The sequence below is a fragment of the Methylobacterium sp. SD274 genome, from assembly GCF_017355285.1.
Classification (GTDB): domain Bacteria; phylum Pseudomonadota; class Alphaproteobacteria; order Rhizobiales; family Beijerinckiaceae; genus Methylobacterium.
Genome location: NZ_JADIJP010000002.1, coordinates 257791 through 276341, shown reverse-complemented (window position 1 = coordinate 276341; position 18551 = coordinate 257791). Strand labels below are relative to the sequence as shown.

20 protein-coding genes and 1 pseudogene are annotated in these 18551 nt (G+C 65.9%); 13 read left to right on the top strand and 8 right to left on the bottom strand.

Annotation, left to right across the window (positions count from 1 at the left end; genetic code table 11):
• The first annotated feature begins 2 nt into the window (after positions 1–2).
• The 7 genes from fchA to IPV08_RS03070 all read left to right on the top strand — a co-directional run bounded on the left by fchA (position 3) and on the right by IPV08_RS03070 (position 7929).
• Positions 3–644 carry a methenyltetrahydrofolate cyclohydrolase gene (gene fchA, locus IPV08_RS03100; RefSeq protein WP_207410703.1) on the top strand — a complete coding sequence of 214 codons (642 nt, stop codon included), beginning with the start codon at positions 3–5 and terminating at the stop codon, positions 642–644.
• Between the two features lie 180 nt (positions 645–824).
• Positions 825–2003 carry a malate--CoA ligase subunit beta gene (locus tag IPV08_RS03095; protein ID WP_056430078.1) on the top strand — a complete coding sequence of 393 codons (1179 nt, stop codon included), beginning with the start codon at positions 825–827 and terminating at the stop codon, positions 2001–2003.
• A 19-nt stretch (positions 2004–2022) separates the two neighbouring features.
• Entirely contained in the window at positions 2023–2916 is an 894-nt protein-coding gene (gene sucD / locus IPV08_RS03090) for a succinate--CoA ligase subunit alpha (RefSeq protein WP_056430080.1), read from the top strand.
• Between the two features lie 226 nt (positions 2917–3142).
• Positions 3143–5902: a phosphoenolpyruvate carboxylase gene (locus IPV08_RS03085; protein ID WP_056430083.1), complete on the top strand. Its 2760-nt coding sequence runs from the start codon at positions 3143–3145 to the stop codon at positions 5900–5902.
• 135 nt (positions 5903–6037) lie between these two features.
• Positions 6038–7012 carry a CoA ester lyase gene (locus tag IPV08_RS03080; protein ID WP_018042403.1) on the top strand — a complete coding sequence of 325 codons (975 nt, stop codon included), beginning with the start codon at positions 6038–6040 and terminating at the stop codon, positions 7010–7012.
• Between the two features lie 191 nt (positions 7013–7203).
• Positions 7204–7638 (top strand): heme-binding protein, encoded by a 435-nt coding sequence (locus IPV08_RS03075; RefSeq protein ID WP_018042404.1) that lies wholly within the window; start codon positions 7204–7206, stop codon positions 7636–7638.
• A 111-nt stretch (positions 7639–7749) separates the two neighbouring features.
• The gene (locus tag IPV08_RS03070; protein ID WP_056430086.1) at positions 7750–7929 is read left to right on the top strand and encodes a hypothetical protein; all 180 of its coding nucleotides are present in this window, start codon (positions 7750–7752) and stop codon (positions 7927–7929) included.
• A 27-nt stretch (positions 7930–7956) separates the two neighbouring features.
• On the opposite strand, the gene IPV08_RS03065 is transcribed toward IPV08_RS03070, so the two are convergent.
• The 3 genes from IPV08_RS03065 to IPV08_RS03055 all read right to left on the bottom strand — a co-directional run bounded on the left by IPV08_RS03065 (position 7957) and on the right by IPV08_RS03055 (position 10298).
• Positions 7957–8472 carry a hypothetical protein gene (locus IPV08_RS03065; protein ID WP_207410702.1) on the bottom strand — a complete coding sequence of 172 codons (516 nt, stop codon included), beginning with the start codon at positions 8470–8472 and terminating at the stop codon, positions 7957–7959.
• Between the two features lie 155 nt (positions 8473–8627).
• Positions 8628–9485 carry a formate/nitrite transporter family protein gene (locus IPV08_RS03060; protein WP_207410700.1) on the bottom strand — a complete coding sequence of 286 codons (858 nt, stop codon included), beginning with the start codon at positions 9483–9485 and terminating at the stop codon, positions 8628–8630.
• 57 nt (positions 9486–9542) lie between these two features.
• On the bottom strand, positions 9543–10298 hold the full coding sequence (locus tag IPV08_RS03055; RefSeq protein WP_207410699.1) for a molybdopterin-binding protein: 756 nt from the start codon (positions 10296–10298) through the stop codon (positions 9543–9545).
• Positions 10299–10454: 156 nt separating this feature from the next.
• Between IPV08_RS03055 and sfsA the strand changes: the two are divergent.
• Together sfsA and IPV08_RS24880 are read left to right on the top strand one after the other, a co-directional pair.
• Positions 10455–11179: pseudogene (sfsA, locus tag IPV08_RS03050) on the top strand (DNA/RNA nuclease SfsA).
• Positions 11180–11267: 88 nt separating this feature from the next.
• Positions 11268–11390: a hypothetical protein gene (locus IPV08_RS24880; protein ID WP_280136565.1), complete on the top strand. Its 123-nt coding sequence runs from the start codon at positions 11268–11270 to the stop codon at positions 11388–11390.
• Between the two features lie 23 nt (positions 11391–11413).
• On the opposite strand, the gene IPV08_RS03045 is transcribed toward IPV08_RS24880, so the two are convergent.
• The 3 genes from IPV08_RS03045 to IPV08_RS03035 form a co-directional block, all read right to left on the bottom strand.
• Positions 11414–12355: a metallophosphoesterase gene (locus IPV08_RS03045; protein WP_207410698.1), complete on the bottom strand. Its 942-nt coding sequence runs from the start codon at positions 12353–12355 to the stop codon at positions 11414–11416.
• 160 nt (positions 12356–12515) lie between these two features.
• Positions 12516–12731, bottom strand: a complete 216-nt coding sequence (locus tag IPV08_RS03040) for a hypothetical protein (RefSeq protein ID WP_056453941.1) — start codon at positions 12729–12731, stop codon at positions 12516–12518.
• A 321-nt stretch (positions 12732–13052) separates the two neighbouring features.
• Positions 13053–14438, bottom strand: coding sequence for an aminotransferase (locus IPV08_RS03035; RefSeq protein WP_207410697.1), 1386 nt, complete (start codon positions 14436–14438; stop codon positions 13053–13055).
• 137 nt (positions 14439–14575) lie between these two features.
• Here IPV08_RS03035 and IPV08_RS03030 point away from each other — a divergent pair, with 137 nt between their 5' ends.
• The 3 genes from IPV08_RS03030 (at position 14576) to IPV08_RS03020 (ending at position 16141) form a co-directional block, all read left to right on the top strand.
• A complete protein-coding gene (locus tag IPV08_RS03030) occupies positions 14576–15103 on the top strand; it encodes a hypothetical protein (RefSeq protein WP_207410694.1) in 528 nt (175 codons plus the stop codon).
• Positions 15100–15873 (top strand): HAD-IA family hydrolase, encoded by a 774-nt coding sequence (locus IPV08_RS03025; RefSeq protein WP_207410692.1) that lies wholly within the window; start codon positions 15100–15102, stop codon positions 15871–15873. Before IPV08_RS03030 ends, IPV08_RS03025 begins: the two co-directional genes overlap by 4 nt.
• Before the next feature lie 70 nt (positions 15874–15943).
• Entirely contained in the window at positions 15944–16141 is a 198-nt protein-coding gene (locus tag IPV08_RS03020; protein WP_246747751.1) for an FAD-dependent oxidoreductase, read from the top strand.
• Between the two features lie 20 nt (positions 16142–16161).
• Here the strand turns inward: IPV08_RS03020 and IPV08_RS03015 are convergent, their stop codons facing one another.
• Positions 16162–16641 carry a MarR family transcriptional regulator gene (locus IPV08_RS03015; RefSeq protein WP_207410777.1) on the bottom strand — a complete coding sequence of 160 codons (480 nt, stop codon included), beginning with the start codon at positions 16639–16641 and terminating at the stop codon, positions 16162–16164.
• A gap of 157 nt (positions 16642–16798) precedes the next feature.
• Here IPV08_RS03015 and IPV08_RS03010 point away from each other — a divergent pair, with 157 nt between their 5' ends.
• On the top strand, positions 16799–17578 hold the full coding sequence (locus IPV08_RS03010; RefSeq protein ID WP_056430118.1) for a DUF1499 domain-containing protein: 780 nt from the start codon (positions 16799–16801) through the stop codon (positions 17576–17578).
• A gap of 4 nt (positions 17579–17582) precedes the next feature.
• On the opposite strand, the gene IPV08_RS03005 is transcribed toward IPV08_RS03010, so the two are convergent.
• Entirely contained in the window at positions 17583–18518 is a 936-nt protein-coding gene (locus IPV08_RS03005; protein WP_207410690.1) for an MBL fold metallo-hydrolase, read from the bottom strand.
• Between the last annotated feature and the right edge of the window lie 33 nt (positions 18519–18551).

Below are 18551 nucleotides of genomic sequence, written 5' to 3'. Positions count from 1 at the left end.
CCATGAGCGAGAAGACCTCACCTGCCAACGAAACCATCCAGAGCTTCCTCGACGGGCTGGCAAGCTCGGCTCCGACTCCCGGAGGCGGCGGAGCCGCCGCCATCTCCGGTGCCATGGGTGCCGCGCTTCTCAGCATGGTGTGCAACCTCACCATCGGGAAGAAGAAATACGTCGAGGTCGAAGGCGAGCTGAAGGAGATTCTCGGCAAATCGGAGGCGCTCCGGGCCGAACTCACCGGCATGATCGCCGATGACGTCGAGGCTTTCGATGCCGTGATGGGGGCCTACGGCTTGCCCAAGAGCACCGACGAGGAGAAGGCGGCCCGTGCCGCCAGGATCCAGGAGGCGCTCAAGGTCGCCACCGACGTGCCGCTCGCCTGCTGCCGCGCCTGCCGCGAGGTCATCGACCTGGCCGAGGCCGTGGCTGAGAAAGGCAACCTCAACGTCATCTCCGATGCGGGGGTCGCGGTTCTCTCCGCTCATGCCGGCCTGCGCAGCGCCGCGCTCAACGTCTATGTCAACGCCAAGGGTCTGGACGATCGCGGATTTGCCGACGAGCGCCTGAAGCAACTCGAAGAATTGCTCGGGCCGGCGGGGCCATTGAACGAAAAGATCTACGAGGTCGTGAAGGCCAAGGTGAACTAAGATCAACGACAGGCCGGCGAGAACAAACTCAGCCGGCCTTTTTGTCTACAAAATACATTCCAGCCGCCATTAAAGGCGGAGTGAAAGAGAATGTAAAAAAATATTACAGCAGAAGCTCTTTCCGTGAAGTGAAATTTACGAGAGTGTCTGTCCCAGGGAAAAACGCCGAGGAGAACGCACATGGACGTGCATGAGTATCAAGCCAAGGAGCTGCTCGCCGGATTCGGCGTTGCGGTTCCGAAGGGCGCGGTGGCCTTCAGCCCCGACCAGGCGGTTTACGCCGCCACCGAACTCGGCGGCTCGTTCTGGGCGGTGAAGGCACAGATCCATGCCGGTGCGCGCGGCAAGGCCGGCGGCATCAAGTTGTGCCGGACCTACAACGAGGTCCGCGACGCGGCCAAGGACCTCCTCGGCAAGCGCCTCGTGACGCTCCAGACCGGCCCCGAGGGTAAGCCGGTTCAGCGCGTCTACATCGAGACCGCCGATCCGTTCGAGCGCGAACTTTATCTCGGTTACGTCCTCGACCGTAAGGCCGAGCGCGTCCGCGTCATCGCCTCGCAGCGCGGCGGCATGGATATCGAAGAGATCGCCGCCAACGAGCCCGAAGCCCTGATCCAGGTCGTGGTCGAGCCGGCCGTCGGTCTGCAGCAGTTCCAGGCCCGCGAGATCGCGTTCCAGCTCGGCCTGAACATCAAGCAGGTCTCGGCGGCCGTGAAGACGATCATGAACGCCTACCGGGCGTTCCGCGATTGCGACGGCACCATGCTGGAGATCAACCCTCTCGTCGTCACCAAGGACGACCGCGTCCTGGCGCTCGACGCCAAAATGTCCTTCGACGACAACGCCATGTTCCGCCGGCGCAACATCGCCGACATGCACGATCCCTCGCAGGGCGATCCGCGTGAGGCCCAGGCCGCCGAGCACAACCTCAGCTATATCGGCCTCGAGGGCGAAATCGGCTGCATTGTCAACGGCGCCGGCCTCGCCATGGCGACCATGGACATGATCAAGCATGCGGGCGGCGAGCCGGCCAACTTCCTCGATGTCGGCGGCGGCGCCAGCCCCGACCGCGTGGCCACGGCCTTCCGCCTCGTTCTCTCGGACCGCAACGTCAAGGCGATCCTGGTGAACATCTTCGCCGGCATCAACCGCTGCGACTGGGTCGCCCAGGGCGTGATCCAGGCGGCGAAGGAAGTGAAGATCGACGTGCCGCTCATCGTCCGGCTCGCCGGCACGAATGTCGAGGCGGGCAAGAAGATCCTGGCCGAGAGCGGTCTCGACCTCATTACCGCCGACAGCCTGTCGGACGCCGCCACCAAGGCCGTCGCCGCCTGCGACGCCGCCAAGCGCAGCCACTGAGACGAGGGGAGGATACGTCATGAGCATTCTGATCGACGAGAAGACCCCGATCATCGTCCAGGGCATCACCGGCGATAAGGGTACGTTCCACGCCAAGGAGATGTTGGATTACGGTTCCAACGTCGTCGGTGGCGTCACCCCGGGCAAGGGCGGCAAGACCCATCTCGGCGTGCCGGTGTTCAACACCGTCAAGGAGGCCGTGGAGGCCACCGGAGCCACGACCTCGATCACCTTCGTCGCCCCGCCCTTCGCGGCCGATGCGATCATGGAAGGGGCCGATGCCGGCCTCGCGCTGATCTGCTCGATCACCGACGGCATCCCGGCCCAGGACATGATGCGGGTGAAGCGGTATCTGCGCCGCTACCCCAAGGACAAGCGCACCATGGTTGTGGGCCCGAACTGCGCCGGCATCATCTCGCCCGGCAAGTCGATGCTCGGCATCATGCCCGGCCACATCTACCTCAAGGGCAATGTCGGCGTGATCTCGCGCTCCGGCACCCTCGGCTACGAGGCCGCCGCTCAGATGAAGGAGCGGGGCATCGGCATCACGACCTCGGTGGGTATCGGCGGTGACCCGATCAACGGCTCGTCCTTCCTCGACCATCTCGCCCTGTTCGAGCAGGACCCCGAGACCAAGGCCGTGCTGATGATCGGCGAGATCGGCGGTCCGCAGGAGGCCGAGGCCTCGGCCTGGATCAAGGAGAACATGACGAAGCCCGTCATCGGCTTCGTCGCCGGCCTCACCGCCCCGAAGGGTCGCCGCATGGGCCATGCCGGCGCGATCATCTCCGCCACCGGCGACAGCGCTGCCGAAAAGGCCGAGATCATGCGCTCCTACGGCCTGACCGTCGCCCCGAGCCCCGGCGATTTCGGTTCGACGGTCGAACAGGTGATGCGCAAGATCGCGGCGTGAGCCGACGAACCCTCCCCCTCAGCGGGGGAGGGTGGTCACTGAGCGAGCGGAAGTAAGGGGCAGCGCCGCCACTTCCGGTAAAGCGTTGCTCGCCTCGCCCAACCCGCTAGACCACCCCCTTGATCGCTCCGGCGCTGCGTTCCATGCTGCCGAAGCGGCTGCTCTTCACCGTTGCCCGCACGATGTCGGCGGCCATCGGCTCAACTCTGTTCGAGGTGGCCATCCGATGACCGATACTCTCCACGCCCCGGTCGGATCGCTCGACCACCCCTTCGCGCCGCCGGTCATCACCGGCACCTCGTCGAAGGAAGCGCTCGACATACTCTTCCACGCCCTGCTCGAAGTCGCCCGCCGCCACGAGCCGGAACTCGAAGCCGTCCTCCTCGGCACGGCCAACATCTCGGATTTCTCGCCGGAGCTTCTTGCCCGCGCGCTTCAGGTCCAGGGCATCTGGTTCCAGCTCCTCTCCATCGCCGAGCAGAATGCCGCCATGCGCCGGCGTCGCCATGTGGAGCGCAGCAAGGGGCGGGCGGAACTCTCCGGCAGCTTCAGCGCGGTCCTAGCGGATGCGGTCAAGAACGGCATAAAGGCGCCTGAGATCCACGCCCTCCTGAAGGACCTGCGCATTCGGCCGACCATCACGGCGCACCCCACGGAGGGAAAGCGCGTGACGGTGCTGGAGAAGTTCCGCCGCATCTATCTCGTCCTGCGCGAGCTCGAACTGCCGCGCTGGACCGAGCGTGAGCGCAACGGCCTGATGAACGAGCTTCGGGACCAGATCGAGCTCGTCTGGATGACCGGCGAACTCCATTTGGAGAAGGCCACCGTCGAGCGCGAGGTGGCCTGGGGCCTGCACTTCTTCGACGAGACTCTGTTCGAGATGCTGCCGGAAGTCCTCTACTCGCTGGAGGAATCCCTGGCCGAATATTACCCGGACGAAAAGTTCGAGGTGCCGGCCTTCTTCCAGTTCGGCTCGTGGATCGGCGGCGACCGCGACGGCAACCCCTACGTCACCTCGTCGGTGACGCGCGCCACACTTCAACGCAACGCGCTCGCCTCCCTTCGGCGCTATCGCGATGGCGTCACCGCACTCGGCCGCACGCTCTCCCTCACCGAGCGCTCGCTCCCCGTGCCGGCATCGTTCAAGTCGGAACTCGCCCAGTTGCTCACCGAAAGCGGCGACGGGCGCGCCATCGCCAGCCGCAACCCCGGCGAGGCCTATCGCCAGTTCCTCACCTGCATCCTGCGCAAGATCGAGGCGACGATCGCGCGCAATAAGGGCTTACGCTCGACCGGCCCGGATTATCCCAGCGCCGATGGGCTCATCAACGACCTGCGCCACCTCGAGGCCGGGCTCGCCGACGCCAATTGCCCGTCGCTGGCCACAGACCTCGTGCGCCCGGTGCGCCGCATGGTGGAAATCTTCCGATTCTCCACGGTGCGCCTCGACCTGCGCGAGAACACCACGCGCACCACGAAGACCCTGCACGCGCTCTGGCACCAGGCCAACGGCCAGAACAAGACTCCGCCCGCTCTCGATTCGGCGGAGTGGAAGAACTGGCTGCTGGCCGAGCTGGCGAGGCCTATGCACGGCGAGCGCTCGTTCGAGAGCCTGCCTGACGACGCCCGCGAGACGCTGGAGACTTTCGCCCTCGTCGGCGAGATGCGCGAGCAGCTCGACCGCGAGGCCTTCGGCTCCTTCATCCTGTCGATGACCCGTTCGGTCCCCGACATCCTCGGTGCGTACCTCCTCGCCAAGGAAGCCGGCAACTTCCTCGATGCCACCGGCACCGAGATCTGCTGCCTGCCGATCGTGCCGCTGTTCGAGACCATCGACGATCTCCGCGCCGCGCCCGCGATCATGAAGGAGCTGTTCTCGATCCCGGTGGTCCGCCGCTCCACCCGCTGGCAGGGCGGCGTGCAGGAGGTGATGATCGGCTACTCGGATTCGAACAAGGATGGCGGCTTCGTCGCCTCGAATTGGGAGCTCTACAAGGCTCAGGACAAGCTGACCCAACTCGGCAAGTCGTCCGGTGTGCCGATCGCGTTCTTCCACGGCCGCGGCGGTTCGGTGAGCCGAGGCGGCGCACCGACGGCGCGAGCCATCGCGGCCCAGCCGCCGGGCTCGATCAACGGGCGTTTCCGCACCACGGAACAGGGCGAAGTCGTCTCGTTCAAATACGCCAACCGGGGCACGGCGGCCTACCAGATGGAGCTTCTCGCGTCGTCGGTGTTCGACCACGCGCTGAAATCCGAGCGGGAAGCCATCAAGGTCCCGCGCAACGAGTTCGACGACTCGCTGGAAGCCCTGTCCGGCGCGTCGCGCGCGGCCTACGTCAACCTGATCCAGCATCCCGACCTCGTGACCTATTTCCAGGCCGCAAGCCCGCTGGACGAGATCGCGCTCCTCAACATCGGCTCACGCCCCGCGCGGCGGTTCGGCGCCCGGTCCCTGGCGGATCTGCGCGCGATCCCATGGGTCTTCGCATGGTCGCAGAACCGGCACGTCATCACTGGCTGGTACGGTGTCGGGTCCGGCCTGAAGAGCTTCCTCGACGTGCGTGGCGCGCAGGGCGAGGAACAGCTGAAGCGGCTTTTCGCCGAATCGAAGCCGTTCCGCCTCATCCTCGACGAGGTCGAGAAGACGCTGCTGATGGTCGATCTCGAGATCGCCCGCGACTATGCCGGTCTCGTAGCCGACGAGAAGGCTCGCGCCAGCATCTTCCCGCTGATCCAGGCCGAGTATGAGTTGACCCGCGAGATGGCGCTTCGCGTCAGCGGCGGCACCGAGCTCGCGGAACGCTTCCCCCTGTTCCGAGATCGCCTCAACGGCCGCCTGCCCACGATCAACCAGGTCAGCCGCGAACAGGTGGAGCTGCTTCGCCGCTTCCGCGCGGAAGAGGATGAGGACAAGCGCGAGGCGGTGAAATCCGCCCTGCTGCTCTCGATCAACTGCATCGCCGTCGGCTTCGGTGCGACGGGCTGACGGTTTTGTAAGGATACCGAGGGCCGGGCACGGCCCTGGGACAGGCGCGAAAGCGTATCCCGACCGGTATGGTGGACCGCGTTTTGCGGTCTCTCACCAACGACCAAAACACGAACCCAAAGGAAGGATTCCCCAGTGAGCTTTACCCTGATCCAACAGGCCACCCCGCGCCTGCACCGCTCGGAACTCGCCGTTCCCGGCTCGAACCCGACCTTCATGGAGAAGTCCGCTTCCTCCAAGGCCGACGTGATCTTCCTCGACCTCGAGGACGCCGTCGCCCCCGATGACAAGGAACAGGCCCGCAAGAACATCATCCAGGCGCTCAACGACCTGGATTGGGGCACCAAGACCATGATGATCCGCATCAACGGTCTCGACACCCACTACATGTACCGCGACGTGGTCGACATCGTCGAAGCCTGTCCGCGCCTCGACATGATCCTGATCCCCAAGGTCGGCGTGCCGGCTGACGTCTACGCCATCGACGTGCTGACGACCCAGATCGAGCAGGCCAAGAAGCGCGAGAAGAAGATCGGCTTCGAGGTGCTGATCGAGACCGCTCTGGGCATGGCCAACGTGGAGGCGATCGCCACGTCGTCGAAGCGCCTGGAAGCCATGTCCTTCGGTGTCGCCGACTACGCCGCCTCGACCCGCGCCCGCTCCACCGTCATCGGCGGCGTCAACAAGGACTTCTCGGTGCTCACCGACAAGGACGAGGCCGGCAATCGCGAGACCCATTGGCAGGATCCCTGGCTGTTCGCCCAGAACCGCATGCTGATCGCCTGTCGCGCCTACGGCCTGCGCCCGATCGACGGCCCGTTCGGCGACTTTTCCGATCCGGACGGCTACACCTCCGCTGCGCGCCGCTGCGCCGCTCTCGGCTTCGAAGGCAAGTGGGCGATCCACCCCTCGCAGATCGATCTCGCCAACGAAGTGTTCACCCCCTCGGAAGCCGAAGTCACCAAGGCCCGCCGCATCCTCGAAGCCATGGAAGAGGCCGCCAAGGCCGGCAAAGGCGCCGTCTCGCTGGACGGCCGCCTCATCGACATCGCCTCGATCCGCATGGCCGAGGCGCTGATCGAGAAGGCCAACGCGATGTCGGCCAGCTGATCGGGTCGCTTCGTAGACTTCGCTAAGCAGGACGGCCGCTTCCGAAAGGGGCGGCCGTCCTCGCTTTAGGCCCGAAATGTCCTATCGTCCGCAGCGTATCGCCGGGAGAACAGGCGCCGGGGCTACGTCTTCCCCCTAGGGCAGGACAGCCAAACGGCTCCGATCTCGTCGATCGACAGGGAGAAACCACCATGCATGTGACCATCGAAGACGCTCACAAGGCCATCGAGGCCGCCCGCGCCAAGGCTGTCGAGCTGGATACCCAGATGTGTATCGCCGTCGTCGATTCCGGCGGCAACCTCAAAGCGTTCTACCGGATGGACGGGGCCTGGGTCGGCTCCATCGACATCGCCCAGAAGAAGGCCAAGACCTCGGTTTTCTTCGGCATGATGACCGGTCAGATCGGCCAGTTGTCACAGCCTGGCGGCCCGCTCTTCGGCATCGAGCATTCCAATGAAGGCCTGATCACCTTCCCCGGCGGCATCCCGATCGTCGACAAGGACGGCGAGATGTCCGGCGCCATCGGCGTCAGCGGTTCGAGCGTCGAAAACGACCACGCGGTGGCTCTGGCCGGCGCCAGTGCCGTCGGCGCGACCGAGCTGCCCGCCCACCCCTGGCGGACCTGAACCGGCGAAACCGACGACGCGCATCGGGTGCAGCGCACGCGATGAATACCGTCGGTTAAGCATGCGCGCCCTATCACGGTCGCATCACCCCGAGCCGTGACAGGAGCGCCGATGACCCGGGACCAACTCGCCGCCGAACTGAAGCGCATGGCCAATGCGCAGGTCGCCGACATCGAGCGTGCGGTCAAGGACGGCCACCGGACCATCGCTCTCAACGAACTGGCGGATCTGAACCGCCAGTTGAAGGCCTTGGCCGCAGCCGTGAAGGCCCGGCCCGTCGTACGGGCCTGACACGATGGCGTCGGACGCGAGACCGCTTCAGTAGCGCGGATCGCGTCCACGTCCCTCCAAGGGCGGCTCTTCGGACAGTCGCTCCTCGCCGGCGAGGCCCTCTGCAGGGGGCTCGCCGCCTACGTAACCACCCTGATCCGGACGAGCCTCGTCGGCAAAGGGAACTTCCCGAGGTGGAATCGGAGGCCGCCGGTAAGGCCTCGGCTCACCGTATCCACCCTCCGGCTCGCGCTCCGGTCTGAAGCGGTCCGGGTGCTCCTCGCAAATCGTCACCCGCTTGATGATTTCCTCTCCCTCCGGCGTGATCCGGCGTCGGATGACGGTCCGGCACGGCTCCGCGAGGCGGGACGGTTCGCGTCCGGGGCGGAAATCCTCGACAGGAGGAGGGGGTCGGCGCCCTCCCGGGAATTCGCGCGGCGCTCCATAGGGCTCCGGGAAATCGGCGGCGAGCGCAGGGATGCCGCAGAGCGCCAGGGCCAGGAGGCCGCTGAAGATAGGCGGCCTACGGCGCGTAGCGACGGACAGGAACGGGTTTGCAGCCACGGAACGTCTCCGGAGAGATGACCGCCCCCGCCATGGGTATGCGGCACAGGATCATCCTGCAGCCGAACCGCTGAACCAGAGCAGACGCCACCACTCGGAAAGTATTCATCTGGACGCGTGCCGCGATGGCGCCAACGACCGGCTTACCTCGACGCTCAACTTTCGCCGTCGGCAGCCTTCTGCTTCTCCACCTCGGGCGCGACCTGCCCGAAGTTGAGGACGGCGACCAGGGCGGTCCCGCCGAACACGTTGCCGAGAAGAGTCGGAATGAAGAAGCGCGAGACGTAATCGCCCATCGAGGCATGGCCGCTGAAGACGAGATAGAACGTGTCGACGGATCCGGCCACGATATGGGCGAGGCCGCACATCGACACGAGCCAGGTCATCAGGATGACGATGAACGGCGCTGCCGAGCCGGTGGCAGGCAGCATCCACACCATCAGGGCGATGAGCCAGCCCGCGAACACAGCCTTGATCAGAGTCGTCCAGAACGCCGACTCGATCGTATGGTGGCTGATCGCGGCGAAGGCGGTGTGGATCTCGGATGCGAACGCATCCGAATAGGCGAGGACCGCGGCGATGGCAGCGGTGGCGACCATGTTGCCGACCAGAACGATGCCCCACAAGCGCAGGACACGCATGAGGGTGGCGACGCTCCGGTCATGGAGCAGGGGCAGGATCGGCGTCAGTGTGTTTTCGGTGAAGAGTTGCTGGCGGCCGAGGACGACGATGAGGAAACCGGTCGCGTATCCCATGCTGGTGATGAGTCCGGCCCATTGGGCCTCCGGGAGATGAGCCTTCAGTACGCCGGGGACGATGAGCGAGAAGCCCATGGTCAATCCCGCGGCGAAAGCCGAGAGGAACAGCGCCCCGCCCGTGCGCCGAAGCTCCTCGTCACCCTCCCGGCGGATCACCTCGTGTAGGATGAAGGCGTCGGGCCGCAGGCCCTCCGCTACGGATTCCTCCCGCTCGACCGTCTCATCTCGCGTGGAGCCTTCGTCTCGCTGCCCCATTCGAGGGACCTCCTGAAAACGGGCTCTATTCCCGCCTTCGACAAGGAAGCCATGGACTCAGGCGACGGTTCCGTCCTTGAGCCGGGCGACGAGGGAATGGACATCTGCCTTCGCCCTCGCCACCGCTTCGGCATCTTTTCCGCGCACCACGATGCGATTGGCGAAACCCTGCTGCGTCATCGACGGATAGGAGCCGATGGATACGCCGTCATGGACCTTGGCGATCTCGGCCAGGGCCGAAGCGTAATTGCCTTCGGGCAGGTTGCCGGCCTCGATCGTCTCCGACAGCACGCGCGCGCCGGTCTCGAGGGTAGGGCCGATCTCGTCAAGCATGGCCTGCATGATCGCCGGCACGCCGGCCATGACGAAGACGTTGCCGATGCGAAAGCCCGGCGCCTTCGAAATCGGGTTGGCGATGAGATCGGCACCCGCCGGAATGCGCGCCATGCGCAACCGGGCCTCGTTGAGATCTTCCGGCTTGTGGCGCTCAAGCAGCATCGCCTTCGCGCGCGGATCGACATCGATGGTCACGCCGAAGGCGGCGGCCACGCAATCGGCGGTGATGTCGTCATGGGTCGGGCCGATCCCGCCGGTGGTGAAGAGGTAGGTGTAGCGGGTCCGAAGGGCAATGACCGCGTCGACGATCTCTTCCGCCTCGTCCGGGACGATACGGACCTGCCGCAGGTCGATGCCGACGGCCGTACAATAATCGGCAATGGTGCCGATGTTCCGGTCTTTGGTGCGGCCGGACAGGATCTCGTCGCCGATCACCAGAATGGCGGCAGTGATGGTAGGGGAAGTGGGGGAGGTCATCGTGGTCCGTGGAGAGCGCGAGGCGGTGATGCCCCTGACCTAGCGCGACGATGCCGAACTGACCATGGCGGGCTCCCTGGCCTGCGTCGACGCCAGCTGATAGGCGCACGGCGTCGTAGCCGTTTCGCGTGCCATTCCCGTCAGGAGGTCCTGCCGATGAGATTTCCCGGTCCGCTGATCGAGGGCCGGCTGGTCCGCCGTTACAAGCGTTTTCTCGCCGATATCGAAGTGGCGGATGGCAGCCTCGTCACGGCGCATTGCGCCAATCCCGGCGCGATGCTCGGCCTCAACCAACCCGGTTCGCGCGTCCTCCTTTCGGCTTCGACAAACCCGGCGCGTAAGCTCGGCTTTTCGTGGGAACTGGTGGAAGCCGACTTGCCCGGCGGCCTGCAATGGGTCGGCATCAATACGATGCGTCCGAACGCGCTGGTCGCGGAGGCCTTCGCCGGAGGTCGCCTCGCACCACTTTCGGAATACGCTTCCCTGCGCCCCGAGGTGCGTTACGGACGCGCCAGCCGGGTCGATTTCCTGGCGACCGGGGAGGGCGTGCCACCCTGTCATGGGAGGTGAAGAACTGCCACCTCCTGCGCCAACCGGGCCTCGCCGAATTTCCCGACTGCGTGGCCGCCCGCAGCGCGCGGCATATGGTCGATCTCACGGAGGTCGTCGCTCAGGGCGGGCGCGCGATGCTGATCGTCGTGGTGCAGATGCAGGCAGACCGGTTCGATGTGGCCCGCGATCTCGATCCGGCCTTCGACCGTGCCTTCGCCGCCGCCATGGCGGGCGGAGTCGAAATCCATGCCTATCGCTGCCGGATCGACCCGACCGAGGTCACCATCGCGGAAGCGATTCCCGTGGTTTCGCGGCTATCCGGCGGGTGATCGATCGGCGCTTCGGTGGGTCGCGCGATTTCATGGGGCCATCGGCGGATTTCGTGCCATGCTCCCAGCCCTACGACCCAAGGAGACGATGATGGCGACTGAGAAACCACGCGGTGGCCGCGAAGCGAAGAAGCCGAAGAAGCCCGTCGTCAAGACGATCGCCGCTGCCCCCTCCACCAAGGGCACCGTAAGCATCGGCGCCAAGAAGTAGGACCCACAGCCCCGTCAGGCCGGCTATACGCCGCCTGGCGTGGCTTTCGGGCCGGGATCTGGCAAGGTTCGGCCAAGTTCGAGAAGTACGATTTCCGGCGGCACTCCGATACGGATCGGGACGCGGCTCACGCCGAACCCGCCGGACACGATCATGTGTCGTCCCTCATCGACCACATGGCCGTAGGAAAGGTCCTTGCCACGCACAAAGGGTACGAGCGGCGAGGCACCGAAAAACCGGATCTGGCCGCCATGGGTATGGCCGGCCAGGGTCAGGGAGACACGCTCGGGCACACGGGGGAAGATGTAGGGCTCGTGCGCCATCAGGATGACCGGCGCATCGTCCGTGACCTGCGCCAGCGTGCCGGGGAGATCGTCCCGTCCTCGGCGATCGCCGCGCAGTAGGAACGGCTCCTGGTCCCCGAGCCCTGCAATCCAGAACGGATAGCCATCCTTCTCCAGCCGCAGAGCATTGTTCTCCATGACCGGGATGCCGCGAGCTTCCAGCACGCGCTGAGATTCGACCGGCCCACGCCGCGTCGTTTGGACGATTGTGTCGTCCCACCAATCGTGATTTCCAAGAATAGCGTAAACGCCGAGCTGCGCCCGCAGGCCGTCGACGACGCGGGCGAACTCGACCAGCGGTACCTTGCGTGTCGTCACGCTGGGACCGGATGGATAATCGCCGAGCAGCAAGATGAGATCGGGTTCGAGCCGGTTCGTCGCATCGACGATCTCGGCGATCCGGTCGAGCGGCATGGTCGGCTCGCCGACATGGAAATCGGCGAGGACAGCGACTTTCAGGCTCAACCCATGCGTCCAGCCAGGCAGAACCGGAGCGTATCGCGTCACGACGAGACGGTGGCGCGGCTCGATCACGAAGCCATAGGCGCCCGCCGAGGCCACCAGGGCCGTGCTCGCACCGATCCCGGTTAGGAGCTGCCGTCTTGTCGGCAGAATCAGCATGTCATCGTCCCCGGCGGCAGAGTCGATGCGGATCCATCGTCCCGGGGCGTCTACACATCCAGCGCAGCCAAGTTCCGATGGTTCGACGTCGGTGACCAAGCCCGTGAAGGCTTGGTCGCAATGTTTGGCCGGACGGCGTTCGTCTTAAGAAAGATTGGCCTCAGACGAGGGGTGCATCCTCGTGCTGGAAGCGGGAGAGCTGCCGACGAGCGGCAATCTTCCGGGCCGCCTCTTTGGCAGCGGATGCCGAGACGTGAACCGCTGCGGCGAGGGCGGGCAGTGCCACGGGGCGGAAACCTTCGCGATCGGTTACCAGACCGGACGCACGGGGCGTCGACGAAATGGCTGCGCGCTGGTTCTGTTCGGGGCGGGACATGGGAACGGGTCCTGTTTCGCGGTGTCGGAACGCCACCAGATCCTCGTTTGTCTGGTTGGCGATCACGCCGGTCTCTCGGGCACCCTCAAGAGGTTCGACCCGGACCGACGCTGTGCGGCACGAGATCCATATGCGGCGAAGGATCATGAACGGGAGCTTAAGGCTAGCCAGAGATGAGCAGGATCGAGTTGTCCAACATCGTCGCTGAGTGACTTTCGACACAGTCAAGGAATAGTGGGAATATAAAAAATTCAATTCCGCAGTGCAATCTAACCTCGCTCGCACTGCGAAAGATCTAGACTTTTCTGTGGCGACGCCGCCCTAAACTACGGGCCTCAGACCTTCCGACGCGATCCAGGCCTCGGTTCGATCCAGGGCACGGGCGAGGCGGTCGAACAACGTGTCGATCTCCTCGTGCGAGATGACCAGGGGAGGGCAGACCGCGACCCGGTCACCGGCGAGGAATCGCACGATAAGGCCCTCGGCCTGCGCGAACGCGACGCAGCGGGCCGCGACTCCGGCCTTCGGCTCGTACTGACGCTTGGATGCCTTGTCGGCGACGATCTCCAGCCCACCGATGAGACCGATCCCTCGCGCTTCTCCGACGATGGGATGGTCGGCCAAGGCCGAGAGCCGGGCCTGGAAATGAGGGGCCTTCTCGGCAACGCCTTCGACGATGCGGTCGCGTTTGTAGATCTCGATGGTCTTCAGAGCGACGGCGCAGGCGACGGGGTGACCGGAATAGGTGGTGCCGTGGCCGAACGTGCCGAGCTTGGCGCTCTGCGTCACCAGCGCCTTGTAGAGCGGCTCGTCGATGCTGATGCCGCCGAGCGGCATGTAGCCCGAGGTCACCGCCTTGGCGAAAGACAGGCTGTCGGGGCGCATTCCCAGGGCTTCGGAACCGAACCAAGTGCCGAGCCGACCGAAGCCGCAGATCACCTCGTCGGCGATGAAGCGCACGTCGTAGCGGTCGAGGACGGCCTGGATCTTGGTGAAATAACCGGCGGGCGGGGCGATGGCGCCCCCCGCTCCCATCACCGGCTCGGCCACGAAGGCCGCGACGGTATCCGGCCCCTCGCGCAGGATCAGGGCTTCGAGTTCGTCGGCGAGGCGCTGCGAGAACGCCTCCTCGGTCTCACCGGCTTCGGCGAAACGATAGTGGTGCGCGCATCCCACATGCAGGAAGCCCGGCAGCGGCAGGTCCCAATCGGCATGGTTGGCGGTGAGGCCGGTCATGGAGGCGGTGGCGACCGTGACGCCGTGGTAGCCCTTGATCCGCGAGATGATCTTCTTCTTGGCCGGGCGGCCGAGGGCGTTGTTGAGATACCAGGTCAGCTTCACCTGGGTGTCGTTGGCCTCCGACCCGGACGAGGTGAAGAAGATCTTCGAGGTCGGGATCGGCATCAGCTCCTTGAGCGTCTCCGCGAGCTCGATCGCCGGATCGTGGCTACGGCCCGAGAACAGATGGGTGAAGGGCAGACGCGACATCTGCTCGCTCGCCGCTTCCACCAATTCCTCGTTCGAATAGCCGAGCGCCGTGCACCAGAGTCCGGCCATGCCTTCGAGATAGGGCCGACCGTCGCTGTCATAGACCCAGACACCGTGGCCGCGCTCCAGCACCAGCGGGCCGGTCTCGCGAAAGGTGGAAAGGTTGGTGTAGGGATGGATCAGCGTTTCGACGTCGCGGGTCGCGAGGTTCGAGAGCATGGGCCTGCCGTTACCTGTGGAAGCGGGCCGGTTCGGCCCCGTGTTCATGCGATGCCACACTAGCGACCCGGACCGTCGGTAGAAACCCGTCCGCACAACGCATCGCCGCCCCGTCTTCCGCACCGATTGTCCCGCGCATGCTCGATCCCGCTACTTTCGTGGCCCATCCGGCGCCAGGCCGCGTTTGCGGAACCTGCACCCTGTGCTGCAAGGTCTACGATGTTCCCGCCGTGGAGAGCGTCGCCGGCCAATGGTGCCGGCACACCAAGCAGGGAAGGGGCTGCGCCATCCATCCGACGCGGCCGGACCATTGCCGCGCCTTCCATTGTCTCTGGATGACAGAAGCCTGGCTCGGCGCCGAGTGGAAGCCGGAGAAGGCCAAGATGGTGCTGGCGCTCGATCCGGTGACGAAGAACATGAACGTCCAGGTCGATCCCGGCCAACCGAATGCGTGGCGGCGCGAGCCGTATTACGCACAGTTGCGGCGCTGGGCCTCCGCATCGCTGGCGCAGGACCGCCTCGTCCTCGTCCATCTCAACAAATCCACTACCGTCATCCTGCCGGACCGTGACGTAGCCTTGGGCGTGTTCGAGCCTGGCGACAGGATCGTGCGGCGAGATCGCGCCGGAACCTTCGACGTCGAGAAGGTGGGAGCCAGCGCGTGAGCGCGACGCGTCCCCGCCGTCTCGCCGGCATCCTGTTCGACAAGGACGGCACGCTCATCGATTTCGACCGGACCTGGGGGCCTGCGGCCCTTGCGGTCATGGATTGCCTGTCCGGGGGCGACCGTACCCGCTTGGAAGACCTGATGGCGGTGAGCCATTACATCGAGGAGGAGCGACGCTTCCTGCCGACCTCGCCCCTCATCGCCGGCTCGTCCGCCGCCTATGGGCCGCTTTGGGCGAAGGTTCTCGGCCAGCCTGCCGGACCTGATCTCTATGGAGAGATGGACCGGCTGTTTCGCCGCGAAGGGCTGGCGCATCTATGCCCGATCGGTGATCCGGCCGGGATGGCACGCTATCTCGTCGGTGCCGGCTACGCGCTCGGCATCGCCACCAACGATGCCGAAGCCTCGGCGCGGGCGCAGGCTGATGCCCTCGGCCTCACACCCCATCTCTCCTACGTCGCGGGCTACGATTCCGGGCATGGGTCCAAGCCGGAACCCGGCATGGTCAGCGCCTTCGCCGCGCAACTCGGCGTCGCCCCGTGCCGCATCGCCATGATCGGCGATTCGCCTTACGACCTCGTCGCCGGGCGCGCAGCCGGTGCCGTGACCGTCGCCGTACTGAGCGGGCCCATGGGTGAGGCAGCCCGCGAGATCATGACGCCGCTCGCCGACCATGTGGTCGCCTCGATCGGCGATCTCGCCGACTTGCTCGCCAGGATCGCCGATCAGGAACGAGCGAGTGCAGACGGGTCGCAACCTGAACGGTAAGTGAGGCCTTCACCGATCCGGCCGTCCCGGATGGAAGGGGAATATTTACCCGGAAACGTCACATCTGCCCATGTCGCTTCCCGACGACAGGCCCGGCCTATCCGGCGACTTCGGCGAAGGCGGCAGGACGCTGTCTTTCGCCGGAGATTTCACCAGCCTCAAGACCGGCTGGGTCGAGGGGGCGATCGAAGCGGGCCTGCGAGCGGCCCGGCAGATCGACCCGCTGGTCCAGGCGGAAGGCCGCCCGGTGATCCGTCAGAGGCTCTGACGGAGGGACACCGAAGTAACTCAGCCGCTGGAATCGGCGCGGGCGACGTCGCGCCATTTCAACACGAGCTGCTCGAAAGCCGCGATATCGTCCGGAGGCAGCGTCCCGAGGGTACGGGCGACATAGGCTTTCTGCGCGGAAATCCCACGGGCTGCGATCTCCGTACCCGCCGGGGTAAGGTGGAGCGCATGCGAGCGCCGGTCACCCGGGATGGCGTGGCGCTCGACGAAACCGGCCTGGACGAGGCGGTCGATCAGGCCCGAGACATTGCCCTTGGTGACGTAGAGCCGCGCGGCGAGATCCTGCTGTGTCAGCCCCTCGCGTTCGGTGAGGGTCGAGAGGACGTCGAATTGCGGAATGGAGAGCCCGAGGCCGCGCAGCTCGGTCGCCATCGCGGCGGTCACCCTCCGGTTGAGGCGGATGAAGCGGAACCAGACCCGCAGCGGGTCGTCCGATCGAGCATCGGTCACGGGATTTCCGGTCGCTGCGGTAAAGTTCATGTCGACGCCGCTATAGCAGAAGCAGGCGGCATCGAAAGCACGACGTAACTCGCGGGTGGCGTCGCCATGCGAGGCCCGGTAAAGCTCATCGCTCAGGCGCGCGGGCACGACCTCCCTGCGGCGCGGCGATCTCCCGGACAGCGATTTCATCCGTATCATGCGTCGTTCGCTTATCGAGGAGCCCATCACCCGCGCCGGTCCGCTCTCGCGCGGAACGGCGATCCTGTCGGTCCTCGTCACCCTGTTCGCCCTCGTTCTGGTGCGTGATCCGCGGGCGGAAGAAGGGCCCGCGCTGGTCACGCTCGGGTCCGGCCTATTCCTGGCGGTCCTGGCGATCGGCTTTGCCCTCTTCGCCTTCGTCCGGGTGTGGCGCGAGGGTGCGCGCGGTTTGGGCGGAGCGATCGCGGGTCTCTTCCTCGCGGTGATACTCCTCGGATATCCGGGCTTCGTCGGGCTGCGCAGCCTACGCCTCCCAGCCATCACCGACGTCACCACCGATACCGAGAACCCACCGGCCTTCTCGCGCTCGCATGCCGCCTTCGCCGCCCGCGAAGGGCATTACCCTCCCGATCCCGGGCCGGAAGCGCGAACGGCACAGCGCGCCACCTATCTGCAGGTCGCCCCACTTACCCTCGACCTCGACGCCAACGCCGCGTTCGAGCTGGCTCGCAAAGCAGCGGTGAACCGTAAATGGCAGATCGTCGAGGCGATCCGCCCCGGTGGCAGGATCGGCAATGGCCGGATCGAGGCTGTGACGCGCGGCCTCATCCTCAACCTTGCCAGCGACATCACGGTGAGAGTGCGACCGCGGGCGGACGGAGCCCGGATCGACGTGCGCTCGGCGTCCCGCATCGGCGACCGCGATTTCGGCGCCAATGCCGACACCATCCGGGCCTATCTCGACGAGGTCGCGAACCTCGCCATCGCCGTCAAGTGAGTGGTCAGGCCGGCGCGTAGACACCTTCCAGCCTGGCTGGACCATCGGTGGCGATGAGCCCGCGCTCAACCAGGTCTTCCAGATGGGCGAAGACGGACAAAGCCGCGGCGCCCTGCAGGGCCGGGCTCAGGCCCTGATAGATCGTGCCGACGATGGAGCGGATGTCGCGGTCGCCCGCCTCGATCCGGCTGCGGATCGCATTTTCGCGCTGGCGCCGATGGGCGGCGAGGCCCCGGACGAAGCGCCGCGGATCGCGGACCGGACCGCCATGGCCGGGCCAATAGATCGTCTCGTCACGTCCGCGCAAAGCCTCGAGCGACGCCATGTAGGCACGCATCGATCCATCGGGTGGCGCTACGATGGTGGTCGACCACGCCATGACGTGGTCGCCCGAGAACAAGGTCGCTTCCTCCGGTAGGGCGAAGGCGAGATGGTTCATGGTGTGGCCGGGCGTTTCGACCGCCTGAAGCGTCCAGCCCGGCCCCTCGAGCGTGTCGCCCTCTCCCATCTGGCGGTCGGGTCGGTGGTACCGGTCGGCGCTGGCGTCGAGATGCGGAAACTCGCCCTCCGCCAGATCCCTCGCGGCGCGATGCGGCCCGCAACCGACGATGGGCGCACCCGTCTCCGCTTGCAGCAGGCGCGCGCCGGGGGAATGGTCGCGGTGGGTATGGGTGACGACGATGGCGGCGAGCCGCTCCCCGGCGATGGAGGCGATCAGAGCCGCTACGTGACCGGAATCGGCCGGACCCGGATCGATGATCGCGACCTCGCCCCGTCCGACGATGTAGCTGCAGGTGCCGCTGGACGTGAACGGGCTGGCATTGGGACAGATCCGCCGGCGTACCAACGGCGAGAGGCTCACCGTCTCGCCGTTTGCCGGCGCGGCGCCGTCGAAACGCGGATCCGTTCCTGCCTCGCCGTCGTCACTGGTCTTGGTCATGCGGCACCCGGAACGATCACACTCTCGTCCGGC